The organism is Maritimimonas sp. 2304DJ26-3 (assembly GCF_056591635.1).
Window position 1 is genome coordinate 470,220 of the sequence record NZ_JBWQOK010000001.1, and the last position, 22,897, is coordinate 493,116.

Sequence of the window (22,897 nt, forward strand, 5' to 3'; positions counted from 1 at the left end):
AAACAATATTAAGCCCAATATTAATACCGAAATTAAAACGTGCAAACCAGCTAAATATTGATCAAAATTTGGATTAGAATCATAACTATTTAAAATCATAAAAGTAAGTGGTAAAAACATTAATAATAAGAAGATCAAAATTAATAGGATAACTATTTCAATCTTATCTTTGACACTCATTTTAATCTTCTTTAATACACCATATTTGCCAAAAAATATGTTCTTTACCATTGGGCATTACCATTTTCCCTGTCCAATCATAGCCCTTATCTGATATATTAAAAAAAGTAAGGATACTTTCAGCTTCCACATTATTCTGGAGTTTTTGTTTTCTTTTCAATATAATCTTATCGCCTTCTTTACCACCAACCCAAACATTTGGATCTCGCATCATATTTGGTGTAAAGAATGGAACATGCCATTTTTTAGTTTTAGGATTGAGTATTCTTATACTTGTAAATGCTGATTGAATTGTATCGTTGCCAAACCAGCCATCATCTTGCACCCCAAAACCATTTAAAATATACTTCCATCTCCATTTAAGTGCCAACGTATCTTGACCTCTTTGCAAACTTTTACAATTACATTCGCCTATTAGTTTTTCGAAATCTTTAATCTCAGCTGGGGCTTTAGGGTTTGACTTACCGTAAGGGTTTTCTTTGGAAACTTCGTTCACAGTTAGTCTCTTACTAAATGGCTCTTTAAATTGGGCGCAAGCAACATTACATATCATGATAGTAAATAGCAAAATGTTTATACTTCTTATTTGATTAATCATATGTTTAAGGATTCATTATTTAGAACAAGATTAAAAGTCCGCCACGAAAGCGGACTTTCTAAAATTGTAAAGGTTGTTTTTTATATCAAAGTCAATGCAAGAGCATAAAAATCTTAATCATTAATTTAAATTAATCGATCTAAGGTACAACAGTATACATTGTGACACCACGCTCACCATAAGCAGTTGCTGTCCAATAAATGGTAACTACACCGGTTGCGGCATTATAATTACTAGCAGTCGCAGAAGCAGCATCTTCTATAACTGAACCACCAAACTGATCTGAAACACCGCTCCAAGTAACTGGTCCGTCAGTAGTTGGGTCAAATTCAATTACGGCAGCAGCAGGTGTAACACCATAGTTTGTTGCATAAGCATTAGTGTATAATCCTCCTGTGATATCTGCGATACCATATTCTCCTTCTACAGAACAATCAGCTAAAGCAATTCTATCATCATAGGCATATGGTCCAGAGCCAAAGTCATCTACTAAGATTGTACCAGTAACATTATAAAGTCCTGCTACGTCTCCACAGTCTATATCAGAAATGTTTACAGTCTGAGTTCTTAATAAATCAGTTCCACCACGACCAACATTTACAGCACCTTGACCATTAGAAGCACTTACAAGAGTTACAGTTAATGTTTTGTCACCATCTTGATTTTGATCTTTTACTAAATCAATAAGTATATCCACATTATCTATGACGTTAGTGGCGCCACCACCGTCATCCGGTGTAAGTACAACACTACCTCCAGCACTAGTACATCCAGCACAAGTGAAATCTGTACCAAAAATAGCTGTACCCCCAAACTCAAAGTTAATTGTAACATCTGATTCTGTACCTGTAGGTATCTCAACATTTAATGCAACACCAGTATCTCCCTCCTTAGCATCTATTGCAGGAGTAGTAGTATTGGCTCCATTAGCACTATACGCTACATAGTCGCCATCTAATAATGCAACGTTTAAACCTTGATCATTATCGTTTAATACAAAATCTTCTGAACAACCGGTTAAGAAAATAACCGATGCTATTAAAATATATGTTATTTTTTTCATCTTAAAATACGTTTTTAATTTTCAAACCACATTGGTTCAAAAGTTGGTTTATCAGCTGGAGTGTTAGGATTCGCTGCTATCTCATTTGGAGGATATACAAATCTTCTTAATACAGTTCCTATCGACGAATTTGGTGGAGGAGCTAAAACAGGTACTTTATTAATTCTCCATACATTCCACGCCATAACTGGTTGTAAGAATGTAGCCAAATATTGTTGATTATATATATCGTTCATTGTTGGAGCAGCTAAACCATTTACATATGCGTCAATATCACCAGTAGCTACAGTAGCTAATACTCCAGGAATATCTTGCCCCCACCATTTAATAGCATTGCTAACACCATTTCTATAGTTAGTTTCAGCGTCACCAGCAGCCGCAACACCCTCTAATGCTAATTGTGCTTTATACAAATCTATTTCTGCTGGCATTATTAGCATGTCAGGTAGATTAGCTCTTATAATATTATTACTTAAAACTGATGAAGATGGATTTGGAAATAGATCATTACCAGGTGCAGGCAGATCGTTTCTAGCAACCCACAAATCCCAACGTGGATCTCCAGAGCCATTTAACAAAGCATCTATTGGGTCACCAGGACCAAATACATTTAAACTTTCATTATCCGGGCCAAAGAATGCAGTAATAATTGCTAACATTGCATTTTGAGCTCCTGGTTGTCCAGAATATTGTATCATGGCAGCTTGGCTATTTGTTTCCATTAAGGGTTGGCCTAAAGTCGTATTAATTTGTGCATCAACACTTGCGCCACCACTTTTTAACATCATCAATGTACGTAGCTTTAATGAATTGGCTAAGATTCTCCAATTGTCCATATTTCCGCCATAATACATATCACTGGTAGGAGTAATTGTAAAATTACCTGTAGCAGGAATGGCATCTATCAATGCGATAGCTTCATCATACATAGCAACAATGCCATTCAATACATCCTGCTGGCTGTCAAACTGAGGGTTAGGAAAATCAGTACCATTTAAAGCTTCACCAAAAGGAACATCTTCCCAAAGACTCGTTGCTTCATAAAAAATTTGCGCCATTAAGATGGTTGCAATTGCATTTACATTATTACTTGTTTCTCCCGCAGCTGCAGCATCCGCTTTTACTAATGATAAATTTCCTAATACTTGCACATAAAACATTCTCCAGGTATTACCTGTAAGAAAACTACTTACAGTACCTCTATTTGGGCTATTAAACGTGTTTGAAATGTATTGAGATACATCACAAATTCTAGTTCCTAATTCGGTTACTTTTCTAGCCGAATATTGTACAAAGACAAATGGCAAAACTGCATTCGGATCGGCCGAAGAAGCAGCCAAAGGATTAGTATTGATATCTAGGGTCTTCTCACAAGATTGTAATGACCCAAACATCAAAACAGATGCTAATATTATAAATTTTATTTTTTTCATCTTTTCTTAATTTTTTAAGTTTAAAATGTTAGTCTTACATTAAAACCAATACTTCTTGTAGTAGGCACATTCGATCTTTCTATACCAAAGCCACTAGCTCCAGAACCAAGTAAACTGGCTTCAGGATCTATGTGAGGAACTTTAGAGTATAATAATGCTAAATTTCTTCCTTCAACACCAAAAGTTGCACCTTTGATAAATGTTTTTTCTAACACTTTTGAAGGTAATGTATATGATAAACCTACTTCTCTTAGCTTAACAAAAGAAGCATCATACACCCAAGGAGTAGCTACACTACCAACACCTAAAGAAGCTGTCCAGTAGTCTTCAGCATTTAATAATGGCACATTGTTATCAACAAATCCACCATTTCCATCAGGAATAACACCATCAGTATCTATAAAAGCTCCATCTCTACCATATAAAGTTTCAGTTACAAGTCCACCTTGTTGCAAGTTTCGAACTGTAGAAGATATCATGACACCACCCCATTTTACGTCAATGGTAGTATTCAAGCTAAAACCTTTATAAGAAAAGGTATTTACCCAACCACCTGTCCAATCTGGTAAAACAGAGCCTAAAGTTTCTGCTTGGCCTGCCTGCTGCCTTCTACCAGTAGTAGGATCAATAATTGGCCTGCCTGAAGCAGGGTCTCTTAAGAAATCAAAACCAAATAATTGAAATTCTTTACCAGGAACAGCCACTACCTGTACACTGCTAAATGCAGACGCTATTGTAAAACGTTCCAAACCGGGTGTTAGCTCAACAACCTCCGATTCCACCTGTGAAAAGTTAATTGCAGTATTCCAGGTAAAGTCACCAACTTTTAAAGGGGTAGCATCTATGGCAAGTTCAAAACCCTCTTGATCTACCTGACCAACATTTAAAACTCTTGATCCAAATCCTGTAGTTTGAGGAATAGCAACAGCTAATATCTGATTTCTGTTTTCATTTTTAAAGTAAGCAAAATCAATACCTAATCTTCCTTTGAATAGTTTCATGTCTAACCCAAATTCATACGAAGTTTGTTCTTCTGGAACTAAGTTTGAAGGAGGAATAATTGTACTGGCAGAATATGCTAATGCGCCGTTAAATGGGAAATTATTATTTAAACTATATTGTCCCGATGCTGTAGTAACTGGAAAAAAGTTAAAATCTAATGCATAAGGAGTTGTATCATTACCTACTTGCGCCCAACTAGCTCTAAATTTACCATAAGAAATCCAATCACTATCAATACCAAAGGCATCTGTAAATACAAAAGCTAAACTTGCTGATGGATAAAAATATGAATTGTTATCTGTAGGTAATGTAGAAGACCAGTCATTTCTAGCTGTCAACGTTAAGGTTGCCCAATTCTTATAACCAAATTCGGTAGAACCATATAAACCAACCAATCTAGTCTCGGTAAAACCTCTACCTGCTAGCGTTTGCTGAGCATTTGCAGGGCTAAACAATTCAGGAATTAATAAATTAATACCTAGTATTCGCTGTCTTTCAAATATTCTTGAGTTATATTGGAAACCACCTAATACATTTAAAGAAAGATCTTCTGTTAAATCTCTTGAAAAAGAAGTAATAATATCAGCAGTAATTTCTTGACGTCTTATATTATCAGAATCAAAATTACCCAATAACCTTTGTATTGTACCCTTGCTATTTTCTATAAATCGCTTATCGTCATCTAGATCAATACCTATTCTTCCTGTTAAAGCGAACCCTTCAAAAGGCTTGAATGTTACAGAGGCACTGGCAATTACACGATCATCATTACGATCATTTGAATTTTCATAACGTAACCAAAGTGGGTTATTTGCCAAGTTGCCTTGATCATTTACTATATGGTTTATTTGGTTACCGCTAGCATCTTTCCAAGGACTAAATAAATTTTGATCTAATGTACTACTAAAAGAACTCAAACCAATAATATTAGGGTCGTTGGCACCTGTAGCACCAGTTCCAAAAGATTTAGACTTAATATACTGAACACCAAATCTTGTTTCTAATTTATCATTATGTCTAATACCAGCATTGAAGCTAGCAGTATATCTGTTCAAACTTGCACCAGGAAGTATACCTGTTTGATTTAATGATGTTAAACTTAACCTGTAATCCATCTTCTCACTGGCATCTGAAACAGCAAAGTTGTTGATATAGGTATAACCTGTATTAAAGAAATCTCTAACTCCATTATCTTTAACTGCTCTTAATACACCTGGTACATTTGTCACAGGAGCATTAGGTACAGTTTGACCAACAATACGTGGCCCCCAGTCAAATCCAGCAGAACCAGAACTGTAAGTACCATTAGTACCCATTGCATATTCTTGTTGATAGTCTGGTATTCTAAAGAGATCATCCATTCTAACTGTTGAATTAATAGAAACTGTAGTATTACCACTTGAACTTGCCTTACCTTTCTTGGTAGTAACTATGATTGCACCAGCTGCTGCTCTAGAACCATAAAGTGCAGTAGCTGCTGCTCCTTTTAAAACGCTCATAGACTCAACATCATCTGGGTTGATCACAGCAGCACCATTGGCAAAATCTCTATTACCAGAAATTCTACTCGTTCCAGCTGTTTGAGAATCATTAATGATAACCCCATCTACAATCCATATTGGGCTGTTTCTACCAGATAAAGAAGATACCCCTCTAATTATAATTTTAGAGGAACCACCTAGGTTACCACTCGAGTTTGTAATTTGAACACCAGTTACTTTACCTTGTAAAGCATTTACAATGTTAGACTCTCTAGCCTTTACTAAGTCATCTCCTTTAACGGCATCTGTACCATATCCAAGAGCACGAGCTTGTCGTTTAATACCTAAGGCGGTAACAACTACTTCCTCAAGAACATTATCAGCAATTAATACTACATTAATTACCCTTGCAGTACCTACTGTTTTTTCTTGAATAGCCATACCAACAAAGCTAAATACAAGCACATCCCCCTTTTTCGCATTGATTGAATATTTACCATCAAAATCAGTTTCGGTACCCGTTGCAGTTCCTTTAATAATTATACTTACTCCTGGTAAAGGGCCAGTATCATCTGAGACTGTTCCTGTAATAGTTCTTTCTTGTGCATGTAGTAGAACACTACTAAACATAACAAAAAAGAAACATAAATAGTAAAACTTACATTTCATAAATTAGTTATTTGAGTTAATAAATAGTTAAAAGAAATGCCAAACAAAAAAGCTTTAGAAAACTAATTAATTCAAATAATTTTCCTTAATTATGAAAACAAAGTTTAGTGGAACTTTAATACTTTTATAAGTAGGAAATGGTTTCGTCCACTTTTGTTGTTCAACATTTCTGCTTTCAAAGAAATATTGAAAAGAATAGAAATATGTAACTGCTTAAGAACCTTTACAGATTCGCCGATACAAGCTTACATTTACATTAATAATCAAATGTTTACAGTTACATTTAGTTATCTAAACAAATTCAATTCGACTTGCTTAAATTGTTATCTTATTTAGAGATTGATATACATAAATCAATAATTCAAATAAAAAAGCCAGAGCTCATAACACTCTGGCTTACTAATTAATTCAAATGTTCATCCTTATGAAACAAAGTCTAGTGGACTAATGTATTATCATGAAGTAAGAACTAAAGCTATACGCTTTATATAACAAAGAAAAATAAATAAATCCTAGGGATTGTAATGTCTTAAAAACCTTTACAAATTTGCCGATATATTTTAATAATATATTTAATGTATTCTAGGAAGCTCGGTCTTCTTTAAGCTTATATTGGCTTGGAGTAATACCTGTATATTTTTTAAATGCTTTATAAAAGGAAACTCTATTATTAAAGCCACTAGCATATAAAACATCTGTAACAGTTAAATTGTCATCATCGTTTAACATTGTTTTGGCTTCTTCTATTCTATACTTATTAATAAAGTCGAAGAAATTAGCATCAAAGTGTTCATTAATTACTTGAGACATGTGATGTCTTGATAAATTTAATTTTTCTGCTAAATTGTCTAACCTAAGGTCGCTATTTAAATACGGCTTATTCTTATTCATAAAATTTTCAAGCCTAAATTTTAACTCAATAGAATGATTCTTGGTCAAACCTGTTTTTTGATATTTTTTGAAGGGTATGATTTTATCCATTGATAATCCATTGAAAACATCGGGTTGTAAAAATCCAAAATAGGATATCATTGCTATGAAAAAAATCATTGTATAGACTATAATATAATCATATCCTTCCGCTATCAAACCTATTTCTTGAAATACAAGATAAATTATGAATGTTGTTACATAGCCTAAAAAAGAATATATTAACCACGCAAGCCATCTCGATTGATTATAACTTTTTAGATCTCTTCGTTTATTCAAGAGAATGTAAACTCCATATACTAACATTATTAGCACCAAAAATTTTGTAATGTGTCGATTGGAAAAATATTGATACTCAGAAAGTTTACTATTTCGCAAAACAGCCAATTTGTTAGACGCAGAAAGGACATAAAATTGCCATGAATTAAAAAGCAAAAATATAAAAGGAAGAAAATGAAAAGTGTCTTTAAGAGTAAATTCTTTACGAAAAATTATTCGGTTGACATACAAAAATAAAATGGGGGCATATAAAGACCAAACCAAGCTATTAGAGAAAATTAGTACCGCATAATCGATTTGAAACAAAAAATTAGACCAATACAATACGTTATAAAAAATATTATAGCCAAAAAGAAGAATATAAAATCCCAATAAAAAATTGGCAACAATATCCCCTTTCTTTTTTAAGAAAAACAAGAACGCTATAATTACAGCTTGAAATGCAAAAAACAAAAATATGTTCTCAAATAAATTCATTGACTTATTACTTGCAGCAAAAATACCATTAAGCCAGGCTTAATCTGTAAACCCTTATAAGCAAGAACAAAATACTTGGTTAATATCCATTTTTTAACAAGGCATTCCATCCTTGTGCAGTGAGTTCCACTTTTTGATTTGCGCGTGTAACCAAACTCATTCCTTCATTTTTGTCGGTAATATGCCCAATAACAGTAAAGTTTGGGTTTGCTTTTATTTTTTCAAAATCATCAAGGGAAATAGTGAAAAGTAATTCGTAATCCTCCCCTCCACTTAACGCTACCATTGTAGAATCTATATTAAACTCTTCGCAAGTAGAAATAACCTGAGGATCAAGTGGAAATTTGTCTTCATATAAATTACACCCTACTTCGCTTTGTTGGCAAACATGTATTATTTCTGACGACAATCCGTCAGAAATATCGATCATAGAAGTTGGTTTTACCTCTAAATCTTTTAGGAGCTTAATAACATCTTTTCTCGCTTCAGGTTTCAGTTGCCTTTCAACCAAATAAGTATAATTATCTAACTCTGGTTGTGCCTTAGGATTCGCCTGAAAAACTTGTTTTTCACGCTCTAAAACTTGTAAACCTAAATAAGCCGCTCCTAAATCACCTGTAACAATCACTAAATCGTTAGGTTTAGCACCATTTCTATAGACCACGTTCTTTTCTTCAACTTCACCTAAAGCAGTAATGCTTATCAATAAGCCTTTAGTTGAAGAAGTTGTATCACCACCTATTAGATCAATATTATAATTCTTACAAGCTAAATCAATTCCTGCATACAATTCCTCAATCGCTTCTAATGGAAAACGGTTCGATACTGCAATAGAAACTGTAATCTGAGTAGCGTTTCCATTCATAGCATACACATCAGACAAATTTACCATTACAGCTTTATATCCTAAATGCTTTAATGGCATATACGAAAGATCAAAATGTACACCTTCAACCAACAAATCAGTCGTAACTAAAATTTGCTTATCAAAGTCTAATACCGCTGCATCATCACCGACTCCTTTAACAGAAGATTTATGCTGTAATTTAATTGATTTAGTTAAATGCTGTATAAGTCCAAACTCACCAAGATCGGCTAATGAGGTGCGTTGTTCATTTTTATCTTCTAGCATAATTCAAGTTTAACAGTGAGAAATGTATACATTTGTTTTTCATTGCAAAAATCGATAATTTTTAACAATTAGCATGATTTTTGATAGTTTTTAAAACTCAAATAATACTTAAAATGACTAAAAAAAATTGTTTCCTATCAATCATTTTTATTTTTTTAATTCTGTTTTATTCATGCTCATCTTCTGATGACACTACAACACCTCCACAAGTAATTGATAACAAATGTCCAAACGGAGAAGCAAATGGCTTTCCCTGTAAAAATTATGATCTTCAATCACAAGTTACTTTAGGTGAAATGTCAGCCACTTCTGGAAATGATTCTTGGGGATGGACAGACGCAACTACTAACAAAGAATATGCTTTAATGGGTTTAAACAACGGTACAGCATTTATTGATATTACTGATGCTGAAAATCCTATTTTTTTAGGAAAACTTCCAACAGCAACCGTAAATAGTGGTTGGCGAGACGTTAAAGTGTATAAAGATCATGCTTTTATTGTTAGCGAAGCAACAAATCACGGTATGCAAGTATTCGATTTAACTAAGCTTAGAAATGTTTCAAACCCACCTCAAACTTTCACAGTTGATACACATTTTACAGATTTTGGCAAGGCTCATAATATTGTAATTAACGAAGATAGCGGTTATGCTTATCCTGTTGGTACTGATAGAACCGGCACTTATAGAGGAGGACCACTTTTTATTAATATTCAAAATCCTCTGAGCCCAATGAGCGAGGGCGGTTATAGCGAAGATTCTTATAGTCATGATGCTCAAGTAGTGACTTATATTGGTCCAGACACAGATTATTCGGGAAAAGAAATTCTTATTGGAAGCAATGAAAATGAAATAGCAATAGTAGATGTATCGGATAAATCTAATCCGCAAAGAATCTCAACAATATCTTATAGTAATGTGGGCTACATCCACCAAGGTTGGTTTACAGAAGATCAGCGATATTTTATATTAGGAGATGAATTAGATGAAACTGGTTTTGGGTTTAACTCTCGTACCTTAATATTTGACTTTTCAGATCTTGACAGCCCTTTATTTAAGTCTGAATACATAGGCCCAACGGCCGCTATTGATCATAATGGCTATGTTAAAGGTAATTTATTCTTTTTAGCCAATTACACTGCCGGAATGCGTATTATTGACATTTCTGATATTGCAAATGGCAACCTAAATGAGGTTGGTTTTTTTGACACGTATCCTAACAACAATGATGCAGCTTTTGATGGTGTATGGAGCGTATATCCTTATTTTAATAGTGGAAATATTATAATTAGTGATGCGGACAACGGTCTTTTTATAGTTAAAAAAACTAATTAAAAGTTATGAAAAAAAGAAGTATTTATTTTATGTGCTACCTCTTGTTGTTGGCTGCATGTGATAAAGATGATAATATTACTTCTGAACCTCCCATTATCTTACCAACACCAATTAATGATGGCAGAACACCTTGTATAAATGGTTTTGCACAAGAATATCCTTGTAATAATTATGATTTGATGGGGCATCTAAGTCCTGCCGAAATGAGTGCCGAACGAGCAATGGATATATGGGGCTGGACAGATAGTGTAACTGGCAAAGAGTATGCACTGATATGCTTAAATACCGGGTTAGCATTTGTTGATATTTCTGACCCTATTAAACCTATATATTTGGGTACTTTAGCAAGTGCCATTGTTGGTAGCCTAATCACACCAAGAGATGTTAAGGTTTATAAAGATCATGCTTTTATGATGGCTCAAGCGACAGGTCATGGATTACAGGTTTTTGACTTAACCAAATTGCGGAATGTCGACAATACGCCTCAATCATTTAATGCAGATGTTTACTATACAGATTTTACTAACGCTCACAATTTGGCCATCAATGAAGAGACAGGCACTCTCTGTGCAGTTGGTAGTCAAGAATTTCAAACTAGTGAACCCTTTCTGGTTCAAGGTCCATATTTTATAGACATTCAAGACCCTGAAAACCCTATTGCAATAGGTGACTATCATTCTTATATATCTCCTATAAACTCCTTAACTCATTATGTGTCGCATCATGATGCACATGTTGTGACATATAAAGGACCAGATACAGATTATACAGGCAAAGAAATTTACTTTGGGCTTAATCTTTCTGGTGAAAATTTAGAAATTTTAGATATTACCAATACTTTTAATCCTAAGGTTATTTCGCATGGTGAATATGAAAATGCTTCTATCCCACATCAAGGATGGCTTACTGAAGATCATCGTTATTTCTTATTAGGTGACGAGGGTGACGAAAGTGATTTTGGTTTTAACACTAGAACAATTGTTTTTGATTTATTAGATTTGGATGCTCCTAAAGTACTTTACGATTATATAGGCACGACAGCCGCCATAGACCATAATGGCTACGTAAGAGGTAATACTTTTTATCTTGCCAATTATGAAGCAGGGTTAAGAGAGATCGATATTACCAATATTGCCAATAACATGGAAGAAGCTGGTTATTTCGATACTCATCCTGAAAGTGATAATGCTTCCTTTGAAGGTGCTTGGAGTGTATATCCTTATTTTAATAGTGATAACATAATAATTAGTGATAGAGAGAATGGCTTGTTTATAGTTAAAAAGAATACTCAATGAAAGTAATTTCTAAATTTTTCATACTAATCAGTTTAGTATTTATTGGGTGTAATTCAGATAATTCCATCTCTATTCCAGCTTTAACAGGAAAAATAGAATGGCAGAAAACATTTGGTGGTAGCGGAAATGATATAGCTCGAGGAATAATAGAAACCACGAATGGAGGTTATGCTATTATCGGATATACCAATAGTATAGATGGTGATGTCACAGATAAAAATTTAGCTGAAAATGATTTTTGGATCTTAAAATTAGATCAAAACGGAAACATAGAATGGCAAAAAACCTATGGAGGTAGTGGTGATGATAAAGGTCGTGCCATTATTCAAACCAACGATGGTGGGTACGCTATAACTGGCCCAAGCATGAGTGCTGATGGTGATGGAAGTCAAAATCAAGGTTTTCATGATCACTGGTTAGTAAAATTAGACTCTCAAGGCAATATTCAATGGGAAAATTCTTTTGGTTTTGCAGGTCACGACCATAGCCGTTCACTATTTCAAACCGATGATGGAGGTTATTTTATTGGTGGTTATTTAGATGTTACCGCTTCTGGTGGTGCAGGAAATGAAACTATAACAACAAAACATGGTGTCGGTGAATTTTGGGTTCAAAAAATTGATGTTAATGGAAATCTACAATGGCGTCGCTATTTTGGTGGATCTAATAATGATAGGATCTATAAAGTTTTACAATCTCATGATGGAAATTTCTTACTAGTTGGTTCATCAGAAAGTGATGATTTTGATATTACTAACACCAATGGTAGTTATGATGTTTGGGTAGTAAAAATGGATACTCAAGGTAATAAATTATGGGAAAAATCTTTTGGTGGTTCAGGTATTGATGATGGTTATGCAGCGGTCGCAACAAATGATGGAAATTATTTAATTGCTGGAGCCGCAATTAGTTCGGATGGTTTGATTTCTTCTCCGAAAGGGAATGCCGATGTATGGGTTATAAAAATCAATGATAGTGGTGACCTACTATGGGAAAAATCTTTTGGCGGTTCTGCTTTCGACGCAGCCTTTGCTATAAGTAAAAGTAATAGCATTTTTAGCTCCTATGTAATCGCTGGCAACTCTAAAAGCAACGATGGTGATCTTTCTGCGAATAATGGTGAAAATGATTTTTGGGTATTAAAAATTGACACGAACGGAAAACTATTATTCGAAAAGTCATTAGGCGGATCAGGACTTGATTTTGCTTATGGGGTTACTGAAACTTTTGATGGAAAAATAGTTGTTGTAGGAGAGACTGAAAGTTCTGATAAAGATATTAATTCTAATAAAGGCGGAAAAGATATTTGGGTTGTAAAAATTCAATAACTCTATTATTTCTTCAAAACCAAATTACTTAATTATATTTATAGGGTGAATTCCATCCTAGATCAAGCTTTACAAAACGCTAAAAAAATCACAATAAATTGTGATTCTAAGCTTATTTTTTTTAGTGATCTACATAGAGGCGATAATAGTTATGCCGACGACTTTAGCCATAATATGGAAATATATGGGCATGCGCTAAAAACATATTATGACGATGGCTTTACATATTTTGAATTAGGCGATGGTGTTGAGCTATGGGAAAATCATTCTTTTGAGCCTATTTATAGAGCACATGCTGCTTCTTTTGAATTATTGCGCCAATTTCATTTAGAAAATAGAGCCTATATGTTATGGGGAAATCATGATATGATTTTTAGAGATCCTCTAGTTGTGGAGAATATGGTTTATAAATACATCTATACCCCAGATGAGTTAAGAGAAAAAAAACGACTTTTCAATTTACATTATAATGAAAGCATTTTACTCGAAATTGAAAATACTGAAAAGTCTATTCTTCTCATCCATGGGCATCAAGCAGATTGGTTTAATTATAAGATGTGGAAACTTAGCTTATTTTTTGTACGCTATTTATGGATGCCTTTGCAGAAATGGTTTAACATAAAAGACCCTACGAGTCCTGCCAAAAATTTTAAAAATCTAATTAGAGTAGAACGCAAAATACAAGATTGGATCATCAATAATAACAATCAAATGGTAATTGCTGGCCATACACACAGACCTCGTTTTCCTGAACCTGGAGATATTCCATACTTTAATGATGGTAGCTGTGTGCACCCTAAGTCGATTATTGGCATCGAGATTAAAGATCTAGAAATCTCTTTAGTAAAATGGCACAATAGTATTGACGAAGAAAATCAAAACAAGATTATTAAAACAATTTTAGAAGGACCTAAAAGTTTAGATTTATATTTATAAACCCCGTTCCTTTTGTATTTGCTCATAAGCTTGCTGAATCTTTCTAAATTTCTCTTCAGCACCTTTTAAATGTTCTTCACCTAAATGTCTTAATTTATCAGGATGGTGTTTTTTAACCATTTTACGATATGCTTTTTTAACCTCATCATTAGAAGCATTTTTAGTAATCTCTAAAATCTTATATGCATTGTTAACTTCGTTGTAGAACATTGCTTTAATCGATTGAAAGTCTCGATCACTTATATATAAGTATCCTGCTATACGGCGAATAGTTTGCATTTCTACTTCGCTAACATTCCCATCTGCCTTACCTATACCAAATAAAAAATGCAGCAATTGTAATCTAGAAGAATGCTCCATCATTTGACGGATTTGCATACAAACCTGTCGAGTGGAGATATTATTATTCTTAATAATTCCTCCAAAAAGTTTAAATGCTTTATTTGCTCTATCTGCTCCATACATTCCTTTAAAACTCTGGCGTACAAAATCGAGCTCGCGTCTATCAACTCTTCCATCAGACTTTATAACTACCGCTGCTAAGATCAATAAACTCACTTCGAAATCACCAGAAGATGTCATACGCGGCTGTCTTCCGGCTTGACCCGTTTGTCTAAAATCTCTAACATCTACGTCAGAAAATCCATCAATAACACTTCCTAAAGCGAAGCCTAAAATTCCGCCAATAGGGCCTCCAAATGACCAACCTAAACTAGCACCTAACCACTTTGCAAAACTCATAAACTGTAATAATTTCTAAAATATTTCAAATATACATTTATTGTATTTATACGTATCTTTGCAAGACATTTTGTTACTAAAAAATTAAGAAAATATGTATCCAGAAGAAATAGTAAAACCAATGCGTACGCAATTAGTTGAGGCTGGTTTTAAAGAATTATATACAGCAGAAGATGTTGATGTTACTTTAAATGAAAAGGGAACCACTTTAGTGATGGTAAATTCGGTTTGTGGGTGTGCCGCTGGTACTGCAAGACCAGGTACAATTATGTCTTTACAAGGCGAAAAAAAACCTGACCATTTAACTACTGTTTTTGCAGGAATGGAAAAGGAAGCCGTTGATAAAGCTAGGGAGCATATGATTCCGTTTCCCCCATCATCACCAGCTGTAGCTTTATTTAAGGATGGTGAATTGGTTCATATGTTAGAACGTCATCATATTGAAGGTAGATCTGCAGAAATGATCGCTGAAAATTTAAGTGAAGCTTACGCAGAATTCTGTTAAAAAGAACTATGAAACGCAACCTTATAAATGATCTTATATCTACTAAAAAAATAGTTGGTATGAGATCATCTTTTTATGTGTTTATTTTAGTGCTTTTAGCAGCATGTAGTTCAGAAGATAGTGCTACAAAGGAAAAGGAAGCTGAATTAAAGCAAATTACTGATCTTGAAAGTGAAATAAGAGATTTAGTAGATTCCTCTATTTGTAATGAAACCTCTGAATGTGCTTATATAGCTTTTGGAAGCAAACCTTGCGGTGGTCCTTGGAGCTACTTAGTTTATTCTACTTCAATTGATGTTGATTTGCTTACATCTAAGGTTGAAGAATTTAATGATATGCAAAGAGAGTATAATCAAAGACATGGTATTGCTTCTGATTGTGCTTTTGTAAGTCCACCAACAGGTCTTGAGTGTGAAAATGAGAAGTGCGTTGCTGTTTCTACACAAGTAGGCAATTAGAAAACTCTTGAGAGGTTAAAACCAAAAAAGAAATCACCATCACTCCAGTCTCCAGTACCTTGACTTAAAAAGCCATTAGCATTCATTGGTTGTGCATTGGTAAAATGTAATTGAAAAACATGCCCTCCAGTCTCCAAATCAAATCCAATTGAGAGTGGATTTTTAAATGGTGAATTCTCTGCTCGGTTTAAATGTAAACCATAATCTATATTTACTGACCAACGTTTGCTCAATTTATGTCGGCCACCTACGCCAACAATATACTGTGTATTATCTTGATTACTAAGCTTTGTTAAATTTTCATGTAATAATGAGGGTATCAACTCTAATGAAAAATCTTTATTAAACTTTTTTGAAATTAATAGCTGACTTACATAAGCCACACGGTGCTTAAATTCTAACCCAGTTAATACATCCTCATCTAGTCCAGTATTAATTGTTACACTATTAAAACCAACTATAGTTACCGGAAATCCGTTTTTCTCTTGACGAAAAAGCCTATACTTTAAAGCACTTTCATAGGTTTTTTCAAAAGAACTACGTGAAATACTTATGTTTAACCAATCTGATACACCATAGATAAAGTTAAGTCGTGTTACGGCTTGATCTAAGCCAAAAAAATCTTCAATTCCAGTTTTTACAGAGCCGAATCGATGTGAAACAACCAAATAAAATAACTTTTTGTCAGCGAGCTTAGTAGACTCAAAATTCACAATTTTTAGGCCTTTAAAAGCAGCATCTTCAAATTGATCAGAATTATCTTTATCAATATCATTTAATAAGTCTTCTTGAGAAAAACTTAAAAACGGAATAAATAATAGTAGTAATAATTTTTTCATAATGTTTTATTTGTCATAAAATACAATTGCTTGATCTATTTTAAGTTGCTCTAGAAGATCATCATATCCCACATATCTTCCTTTAACCGTAATTTGGACATGTGTTTTTAAGGTTCTTAGCATAGTATGCTTAAATGTAATATAGCTTTTGTTATCTAAAATCAACCCTTTCTCTTCTAAACTTGAAACAATACCTTTAAGTTGAATTACTTTGTCTAAATACTTTTCATTAAACTTATCTTGATCTTCTTGAAACAATGCATAAAAATCTGTTGCTTTTAAAGTAATTACAACTTCTTCATTAGCAATATTACGATGTTCTTTATTTAGATAATTATATAGAAAAAAAGCAACAAAAATTAATGCCAAAACAATGAATACACCTTTTCGTTTCATTGTGGTGTTAATTTAAAATTTAGTTCAATTTTTACTTTTTTGGCAATTTTGTTCCGAACTATTTTAGGAATCTTAATATTGAAGTCTTGAGGAATAGTTATAAAGCTTCCTCTTAAAAGGATATTAGGTCCTTGTTTAGAAATTATAAGTTTAGATTCAATTTCTTTATCAATACCATGAAAGTTTAAAGTACCTACAACATTATATTCTTTCTCAACCGATGATAGTTTATCTATCTTAAAATCTACTATTTTTCCTTTAAATGTTGTTTTAGGATAGGAATCAGATTCTGCATAATTTTCATTAAAGTGTTCTTGCATTAAAGCGTTTCTAAACCTGAACTCTTTTACCAAAGCAAGAGAGGCGATTTCACCTGTTTTAATATTTAGGATTGCAGTTACTGAATTATTCTCAGCCTTAACGGGTTCAAATGTTTTTTCTGAGGCTTCAAAATAGATACTGCCACCTTTATCCAAATATTTATTTTGAGCAAAAGACTGAATGGAAACAACAACGGCAATGAAAAATAAAATCCTCATTTAATTTTCTAATAATCCATCTTGTATCCATTGATCTACAACATCTATAGTTGCTTGAGGCAATCTGGGTCCACCAACAGGCATAAACCCTGTTTCACCTAATTGTTTAGAAATGGCCGTCAAAATAGAAGAGGCTCTACCTCTAACTTCGGTGTAAGTGGTTAAAGAAAATGGAGCATCGTTAGTAGTTGGATTACCATGACATCCTAAACAATTCGCATCAATTGCTGGTTTTACATGCTGATTGTATGTAATTTTTTCCGATGGAGGTGGTGGTGTAACATCATCTTCACTATCACTAGAGCAACTATAAAATCCTAAAGCTAAAAGGACAATTAAAAACGTACTAATATTTGTTTTCATGATTTATACTTTTTAATAATTCATTCTTTTTTGTTGTTTTTTGATAATTATTACGACAAAAGGTTACAAGATTTGTAACTTTTTTTAGCAAACATTATCTAAATTAAAACTCATTTTCTATGGAAATAGTACGAATTAAGGATTATAAAAGTTATAAAATATCAGATTCTGAAGTAGCTCAAAGAGTGCTTTCTGGAGAAAAAGAGTTGTATGAAATTCTACTAAGGCGTAATAATCAAAAATTATTTAGAGTTATAAGAGCTTATTTAATAGAACCTCAAGAGATAGAAGATATAATGCAAAATACCTATTTAAAGGCTTATGAAAAATTACATCAGTTTAAGTTTAATTCAACATTTTCAACTTGGTTGATTAGAATTGGCATCAATGAAGCCCTAGCTAGGTTAAATACTAAAAAAAGGTATTACAATTTGTATGAATCGAGTGAAAATTATTCCAATAAAACTATTTTAAAAATAGCATCTAATAAACAATCTAATCCAGAACAAATCACAATAGGTAAAGAAGCCATGCAGATTATTGAGCAAGCAATTGATATATTAGATTCAAAATACCGTGTTGTTTATATCATGAAAGAAATAGAAGGCATGAGTATCTCAGAAATTGCTGATTGTCTTCAATTGAGCACTTCAAATGTAAAAGTAAGACTACATAGAGCTAAAGGTAAAATTAAAGAAAGCTTATATAAGCAATACTCTCCACAAGAATTATTTGAGTTTGGGTTTAGTAAATGTGATAGACTTGTAGAATCTGTTCTACAAAAAACTTTCTAATTTTAATTATTTGGTTAATAAACTCAAGTAAAAAAGTCCTCTATGTTTATAGAGGATTTTTTATTTTTATAAAAAATTATGCTTTATGTCTAAAAAACAATTGTCTGATTATTCAAATAATGAGTTAACTGCTCAATTAAAAAAAACAAAATCTCTTTTTGCCATTTTTATAGGTTTAATAATTACAATGGTATTCATAAGTTTTTTTACTATTTACTCTAACGAAATCAGTTTTAACACATTTTTACCTCTGTTTTTTTTACCAATGTTATTTGTTTATCACAAGCAAGTAAAACTTATTAAAAAAGAGATAGCTTCAAGAAAATAAATGAACAAAAAACAAATAATTCAAAATACTATTGGATTCGTAAAAAATACTCTCGTTGGAGCTGAAGGCGGTCATGATTGGTTCCATATTGAACGTGTATACAACAATGCAAAATTAATAGCTAAAGGCGAGGATGCTGACGATTTTGTGGTTGCTCTTGGTGCTTTACTACATGACATAGCTGACGCTAAATTTTATGATGGCGATGAAACTATTGGTCCTCGAAAAGCTTCTCAATTTTTAATCTTACAAAATGTAGACAGTCTAATTATTGAGCACGTAGTCAATATAATTAAGCATATCTCATACAAAAATAATCTAGATAATTTAAGTAAAACATTTATTTCTAAGGAGTTAAAAATAGTTCAAGATGCTGATAGGTTGGATGCTATTGGCGCAATAGGTATTGCTAGAGCATTTAATTATGGTGGATTTAAAAATAGAGAATTACACAATCCTAATACTAAACCAAATCTAAATATGTCTAAAGAGGAGTATAAAAAATCTAAAGCACCAACAATCAATCATTTTTACGAAAAATTACTGCTTCTAAAAGATAAGATGAATACCAAGACTGGTCGACGAATTGCTACAAATAGACATAAATTTATGGAATCATACCTTCAACAGTTCTATAATGAATGGAATGGGAAAAAATAATAATTTTCACTGCGAATTGATAGAGGGCTTTCCCGATACAGAAAGACTCGAAGTTCTAATCAATCTCTATGATTCTATTTTCGAAAACGGGCGAGTCACATTTTTTAAAGAAAGACTCTTAAACAAAGAAAATGTATTATCTCTTATTGCTTATAAAAACAAACATCCTGTAGGCTTTAAAATCGGTTATAAATACGATGAGAATACTTTTTATAGCTGGGTAGGCGGTATATTAAAAAACCTTAGAAATCAAGGCTTTGCATCTAATCTAGCATTGTATCAAGAAAACTGGGCAAGAAAAAAAGGATTCACGAAACTTAGAACAAAATCAATGAATCGTTTTAAGCCTATGATGATATTAAACCTTAAAAATGGGTTTGATATCAAACAAGTTTACACAAACGATAGCGGACAAACTAAAATTATCTTTGAAAAGGATATTTAAGAAAAGTTCGACTTACGTTTCTCTAAAAAGGCAGATGTACCCTCTTCAAAATCTTCGGTTCCAAAACAATTTCCAAACTCTTCAATTTCAACGTTATAACCATTAACACCATCTTTAAAATTAGCATTAATAGCTTTAATTGCAGAAGAAAGTGCAGTTGAAGAATTTCGCATAATCTTGGCTGCAATTTTTTCAGCCAATGGTAATAATTCTTCTTGTGTGATTACATGATTTACAAGTCCTGATTTAAGAGCATCTTCTGCCGAAATCATTCCAGCGGTCATTACCATTTCCATTGCTTTACCTTTACCTACCAATTGAGCTAAACGCTGTGTACCGCCATAACCGGGTATCACTCCTAAACTAACTTCTGGCAATCCCATCTTTGCATTATCAGATGCCACTCTAAAATGTGCTGCCATTGCTAATTCTAAACCTCCGCCTAGAGCAAACCCATTTACTGCTGCAATTACAGGTGTTGACAGGTTTTCTACAAAATCAAACAATGTTTCCTGACCATTCCTTGCTAACTCCTTACCTTCTTCAACATCAAAATCAGCAAATTCAGAAATATCAGCCCCAGCAACAAATGCCTTTTCACCGCTACCTATAATAATGATCACTTTACAAGAAGTATTAGAATCTGCTTCAGCAAAAGCATCATGTAATTCTTGAATGGTTTCCCTATTTAATGCATTCAATTTTGAAGGACGATTGATCGTAATTGTGGTAATTTCACTATTTTCTTCAACTAATATATTGTTATAACTCATAGTTTATATTTAAGACGTTTCGACTTTACTCAACGTGACAAATTATTTTTTAGGAATGGTAACTGTAAAAACTGTACCTCGTTCAATTTCTGATACAAAAGTAATGTTTCCGTTGTAAGCTTCTACAATGCTTTTTATCATAGGCAAACCTAGTCCCATACCACTAGATTTTGTAGTAAACTTTGGCTCGAAGATTTTGGTTTTATCTTCTTCAGATATTCCTTTACCATTATCTGCAACAGAAATTAAGACATTGCCATTATTTTCGACAACTTTTACTTCAATTTTAGGATTCGGTTGATCTTCTAATGATTGATTTGCATTCTTTACCAAATTGGTAACCACCCTAATAAGCTGAGTTTTATCTAACTGCGCTAACAACTCATCTTCTTTATGAAAATAATGAATGTAGTCTTCATTAAAAATATCTAGTGCTAATTTAACAACCTCTATTACATCTAACTCTTCTCTTTTTTGTTTAGGCATTTCTGCAAAACTTGAAAAAGCCGATGCAATTGAACTCATAGTATCTATTTGTTGAATCAACGACTTACTAAACTCATTTAGTTTTTCTTTGGCTTTAGGATCATTAGCATCAAAGCGTTGCTCAAAACTCTGAACCGTTAATCGCATCGGTGTTAACGGGTTCTTAATTTCGTGTGCTACTTGCTTGGCCATTTCGCGCCATGCTTGTTCACGTTCGCTTTTTGCTAATTTTACAGCACTTTCGCCAAGTTCATCGACCATATCGTTATAAGCATTTACCAAATTATAAATCTCCTCGCTGGCATCTTTTAGAATAATTTTCTCGTTACGCTTATCTAATTTGGTTTGATTGATCTTATCACTTACTGTTTTAATTGATTTTGTTATGTATTTAGATACTAAATATGCTATGGTGATAGCAATAAATAGCATTAATAAATACACCAAACCTAATCGTAGCAAGAATTCTTTAAGCTCTTTTTCTTGAAAAGTATTATCCTCTAAATAAGGCAGGTGCAATATGCCTATCGGTTTATACTTGTTGTCGTTTATATATGTATATGATGCTTTAACTTTAATACCATTGGTTCTTTCTTCTTCTTGTACAACTCTGTGATTACCATCATCAGAAATTTGCTCTAATATATCTTGTGGAATATCATCATCATCTGTGTCTTTAGAAAAGCTTGACGACGATGTTACAAGTAGCTTTCCGTCAAGGTCATAAATATTAATATCAAGCTGATTGATTTCAGAAATATCATAAATTCTGTCTTTAAAAATCTTATCTAGATTTTCTGTGGAAACATGATATGTAGTTCTTCTTCGTAATTCTAGATCTATACTCGATTTTATGGCATTTTCCTTACGTGACAAACGACCTTCGTGATAGTCTTTGGCCTGCTCATTATATTGATAAATAGTAATTAACGCTATTAAAATAGAAGCAATGACCACTAATAAGATCATTGCCACAAAAATACGAGTACGTAATGAAGTTTTTTTAAGCTGCATTTATAAATAGATTGCCGTAAAGATAGCAAATATCGTTCCTAAAAAAGTTCAAATAAATAGAATACTAAAAACTAATTAAACCAAACAGCATAGCGTTTTCTTCGGAGTTCGAGAGCTAATGCCTTTTCTTTTTTTAAAGCCTCTGTTCTAGTGTTAATTGGTTCAATATGATTGTAAAGACTTGGTCTAAGATAAGATCCATATTTTTCTACAATAGAAGATGATAATTTATAACCTTTCTTGTTTCTATATCCTGATTTATGCTGAAGAAAACGTTCTTTTGGTGTTCTACTCGTCATACCAACATAAAGACATTCTAAAACACCATTGAATTGAGGATTTGCTTCTCGGAATTTTTTGTTTTCGGTAAAAACACGTTTAGAAAGCTCTACAACATAAATATGGTATGGCATAAGTAA

23 protein-coding genes are annotated in these 22,897 nt (G+C 33.0%); 9 read left to right on the top strand and 14 right to left on the bottom strand.

What is annotated here, in order from left to right; genetic code table 11:
* Positions 1–181: 181 nt before the first annotated feature.
* From AC1EUV_RS02215 to thiL, 6 genes are all read right to left on the bottom strand, one after another.
* A complete protein-coding gene (locus AC1EUV_RS02215) occupies positions 182–778 on the bottom strand; it encodes a hypothetical protein (RefSeq protein WP_480197026.1) in 597 nt (198 codons plus the stop codon).
* Between the two features lie 139 nt (positions 779–917).
* Positions 918–1,841: a hypothetical protein gene (locus tag AC1EUV_RS02220; protein WP_480197027.1), complete on the bottom strand. Its 924-nt coding sequence runs from the start codon at positions 1,839–1,841 to the stop codon at positions 918–920.
* Between the two features lie 14 nt (positions 1,842–1,855).
* The gene (locus AC1EUV_RS02225) at positions 1,856–3,274 is read right to left on the bottom strand and encodes a SusD/RagB family nutrient-binding outer membrane lipoprotein (protein WP_480197028.1); all 1,419 of its coding nucleotides are present in this window, start codon (positions 3,272–3,274) and stop codon (positions 1,856–1,858) included.
* A 20-nt stretch (positions 3,275–3,294) separates the two neighbouring features.
* Entirely contained in the window at positions 3,295–6,426 is a 3,132-nt protein-coding gene (locus AC1EUV_RS02230; protein ID WP_480197029.1) for a SusC/RagA family TonB-linked outer membrane protein, read from the bottom strand.
* A gap of 582 nt (positions 6,427–7,008) precedes the next feature.
* Complete coding sequence (locus tag AC1EUV_RS02235) at positions 7,009–7,662, bottom strand: AraC family transcriptional regulator (protein WP_480197030.1); 654 nt, start codon at positions 7,660–7,662, stop codon at positions 7,009–7,011.
* 529 nt (positions 7,663–8,191) lie between these two features.
* On the bottom strand, positions 8,192–9,244 hold the full coding sequence (gene thiL, locus AC1EUV_RS02240; RefSeq protein ID WP_480197031.1) for a thiamine-phosphate kinase: 1,053 nt from the start codon (positions 9,242–9,244) through the stop codon (positions 8,192–8,194).
* Between the two features lie 113 nt (positions 9,245–9,357).
* Here thiL and AC1EUV_RS02245 point away from each other — a divergent pair, with 113 nt between their 5' ends.
* The 4 genes from AC1EUV_RS02245 to AC1EUV_RS02260 are packed head-to-tail and all read left to right on the top strand — an operon-like array spanning position 9,358 to position 14,137.
* Positions 9,358–10,578 (top strand): choice-of-anchor B family protein, encoded by a 1,221-nt coding sequence (locus AC1EUV_RS02245; protein ID WP_480197032.1) that lies wholly within the window; start codon positions 9,358–9,360, stop codon positions 10,576–10,578.
* A gap of 5 nt (positions 10,579–10,583) precedes the next feature.
* Positions 10,584–11,873 (top strand): choice-of-anchor B family protein, encoded by a 1,290-nt coding sequence (locus tag AC1EUV_RS02250; RefSeq protein WP_480197033.1) that lies wholly within the window; start codon positions 10,584–10,586, stop codon positions 11,871–11,873.
* On the top strand, positions 11,870–13,201 hold the full coding sequence (locus AC1EUV_RS02255; protein WP_480197034.1) for a hypothetical protein: 1,332 nt from the start codon (positions 11,870–11,872) through the stop codon (positions 13,199–13,201). The genes AC1EUV_RS02250 and AC1EUV_RS02255 overlap by 4 nt, the downstream gene beginning before the upstream one ends.
* A gap of 45 nt (positions 13,202–13,246) precedes the next feature.
* A complete protein-coding gene (locus AC1EUV_RS02260; RefSeq protein WP_480197035.1) occupies positions 13,247–14,137 on the top strand; it encodes a metallophosphoesterase in 891 nt (296 codons plus the stop codon).
* Here AC1EUV_RS02260 and AC1EUV_RS02265 read toward each other — a convergent pair.
* Positions 14,132–14,878: a TerB family tellurite resistance protein gene (locus tag AC1EUV_RS02265; protein WP_480197036.1), complete on the bottom strand. Its 747-nt coding sequence runs from the start codon at positions 14,876–14,878 to the stop codon at positions 14,132–14,134. The two genes, AC1EUV_RS02260 and AC1EUV_RS02265, sit on opposite strands and share 6 nt — an antisense overlap.
* A 94-nt stretch (positions 14,879–14,972) precedes the next feature.
* Here AC1EUV_RS02265 and AC1EUV_RS02270 point away from each other — a divergent pair, with 94 nt between their 5' ends.
* Together AC1EUV_RS02270 and AC1EUV_RS02275 are read left to right on the top strand one after the other, a co-directional pair.
* Complete coding sequence (locus AC1EUV_RS02270) at positions 14,973–15,383, top strand: BrxA/BrxB family bacilliredoxin (protein ID WP_480197037.1); 411 nt, start codon at positions 14,973–14,975, stop codon at positions 15,381–15,383.
* 8 nt (positions 15,384–15,391) lie between these two features.
* Positions 15,392–15,841, top strand: a complete 450-nt coding sequence (locus AC1EUV_RS02275) for a hypothetical protein (protein WP_480197038.1) — start codon at positions 15,392–15,394, stop codon at positions 15,839–15,841.
* Here the strand turns inward: AC1EUV_RS02275 and AC1EUV_RS02280 are convergent.
* The 4 genes from AC1EUV_RS02280 to AC1EUV_RS02295 are packed head-to-tail and all read right to left on the bottom strand — an operon-like array spanning position 15,838 to position 17,978.
* Complete coding sequence (locus tag AC1EUV_RS02280) at positions 15,838–16,680, bottom strand: DUF5777 family beta-barrel protein (RefSeq protein ID WP_480197039.1); 843 nt, start codon at positions 16,678–16,680, stop codon at positions 15,838–15,840. The genes AC1EUV_RS02275 and AC1EUV_RS02280 overlap by 4 nt on opposite strands.
* Positions 16,681–16,686: 6 nt before the next feature.
* Entirely contained in the window at positions 16,687–17,076 is a 390-nt protein-coding gene (locus tag AC1EUV_RS02285; RefSeq protein WP_480197040.1) for an OB-fold protein, read from the bottom strand.
* On the bottom strand, positions 17,073–17,615 hold the full coding sequence (locus tag AC1EUV_RS02290; protein WP_480197041.1) for a YceI family protein: 543 nt from the start codon (positions 17,613–17,615) through the stop codon (positions 17,073–17,075). The genes AC1EUV_RS02285 and AC1EUV_RS02290 overlap by 4 nt, the downstream gene beginning before the upstream one ends.
* Positions 17,616–17,978, bottom strand: a complete 363-nt coding sequence (locus AC1EUV_RS02295) for a hypothetical protein (protein WP_480197042.1) — start codon at positions 17,976–17,978, stop codon at positions 17,616–17,618.
* A 119-nt stretch (positions 17,979–18,097) separates the two neighbouring features.
* On the opposite strand from AC1EUV_RS02295, the gene AC1EUV_RS02300 reads away from it, so the two are divergent.
* The 3 genes from AC1EUV_RS02300 (at position 18,098) to AC1EUV_RS02310 (ending at position 20,205) form a co-directional block, all read left to right on the top strand.
* Positions 18,098–18,772, top strand: a complete 675-nt coding sequence (locus AC1EUV_RS02300) for an RNA polymerase sigma factor (RefSeq protein WP_480197043.1) — start codon at positions 18,098–18,100, stop codon at positions 18,770–18,772.
* A 328-nt stretch (positions 18,773–19,100) separates the two neighbouring features.
* On the top strand, positions 19,101–19,760 hold the full coding sequence (locus tag AC1EUV_RS02305) for an HD domain-containing protein (RefSeq protein ID WP_480197044.1): 660 nt from the start codon (positions 19,101–19,103) through the stop codon (positions 19,758–19,760).
* Entirely contained in the window at positions 19,747–20,205 is a 459-nt protein-coding gene (locus AC1EUV_RS02310) for a GNAT family N-acetyltransferase (RefSeq protein ID WP_480197045.1), read from the top strand. The genes AC1EUV_RS02305 and AC1EUV_RS02310 overlap by 14 nt, the downstream gene beginning before the upstream one ends.
* Here the strand turns inward: AC1EUV_RS02310 and AC1EUV_RS02315 are convergent.
* The 3 genes from AC1EUV_RS02315 to AC1EUV_RS02325 form a co-directional block, all read right to left on the bottom strand.
* Positions 20,202–20,978: an enoyl-CoA hydratase/isomerase family protein gene (locus AC1EUV_RS02315; protein ID WP_480197046.1), complete on the bottom strand. Its 777-nt coding sequence runs from the start codon at positions 20,976–20,978 to the stop codon at positions 20,202–20,204. The genes AC1EUV_RS02310 and AC1EUV_RS02315 overlap by 4 nt on opposite strands.
* Before the next feature lie 42 nt (positions 20,979–21,020).
* Positions 21,021–22,478 carry a sensor histidine kinase gene (locus AC1EUV_RS02320; RefSeq protein ID WP_480197047.1) on the bottom strand — a complete coding sequence of 486 codons (1,458 nt, stop codon included), beginning with the start codon at positions 22,476–22,478 and terminating at the stop codon, positions 21,021–21,023.
* A 71-nt stretch (positions 22,479–22,549) separates the two neighbouring features.
* A complete protein-coding gene (locus AC1EUV_RS02325) occupies positions 22,550–22,891 on the bottom strand; it encodes a GIY-YIG nuclease family protein (protein WP_480197048.1) in 342 nt (113 codons plus the stop codon).
* Between the last annotated feature and the right edge of the window lie 6 nt (positions 22,892–22,897).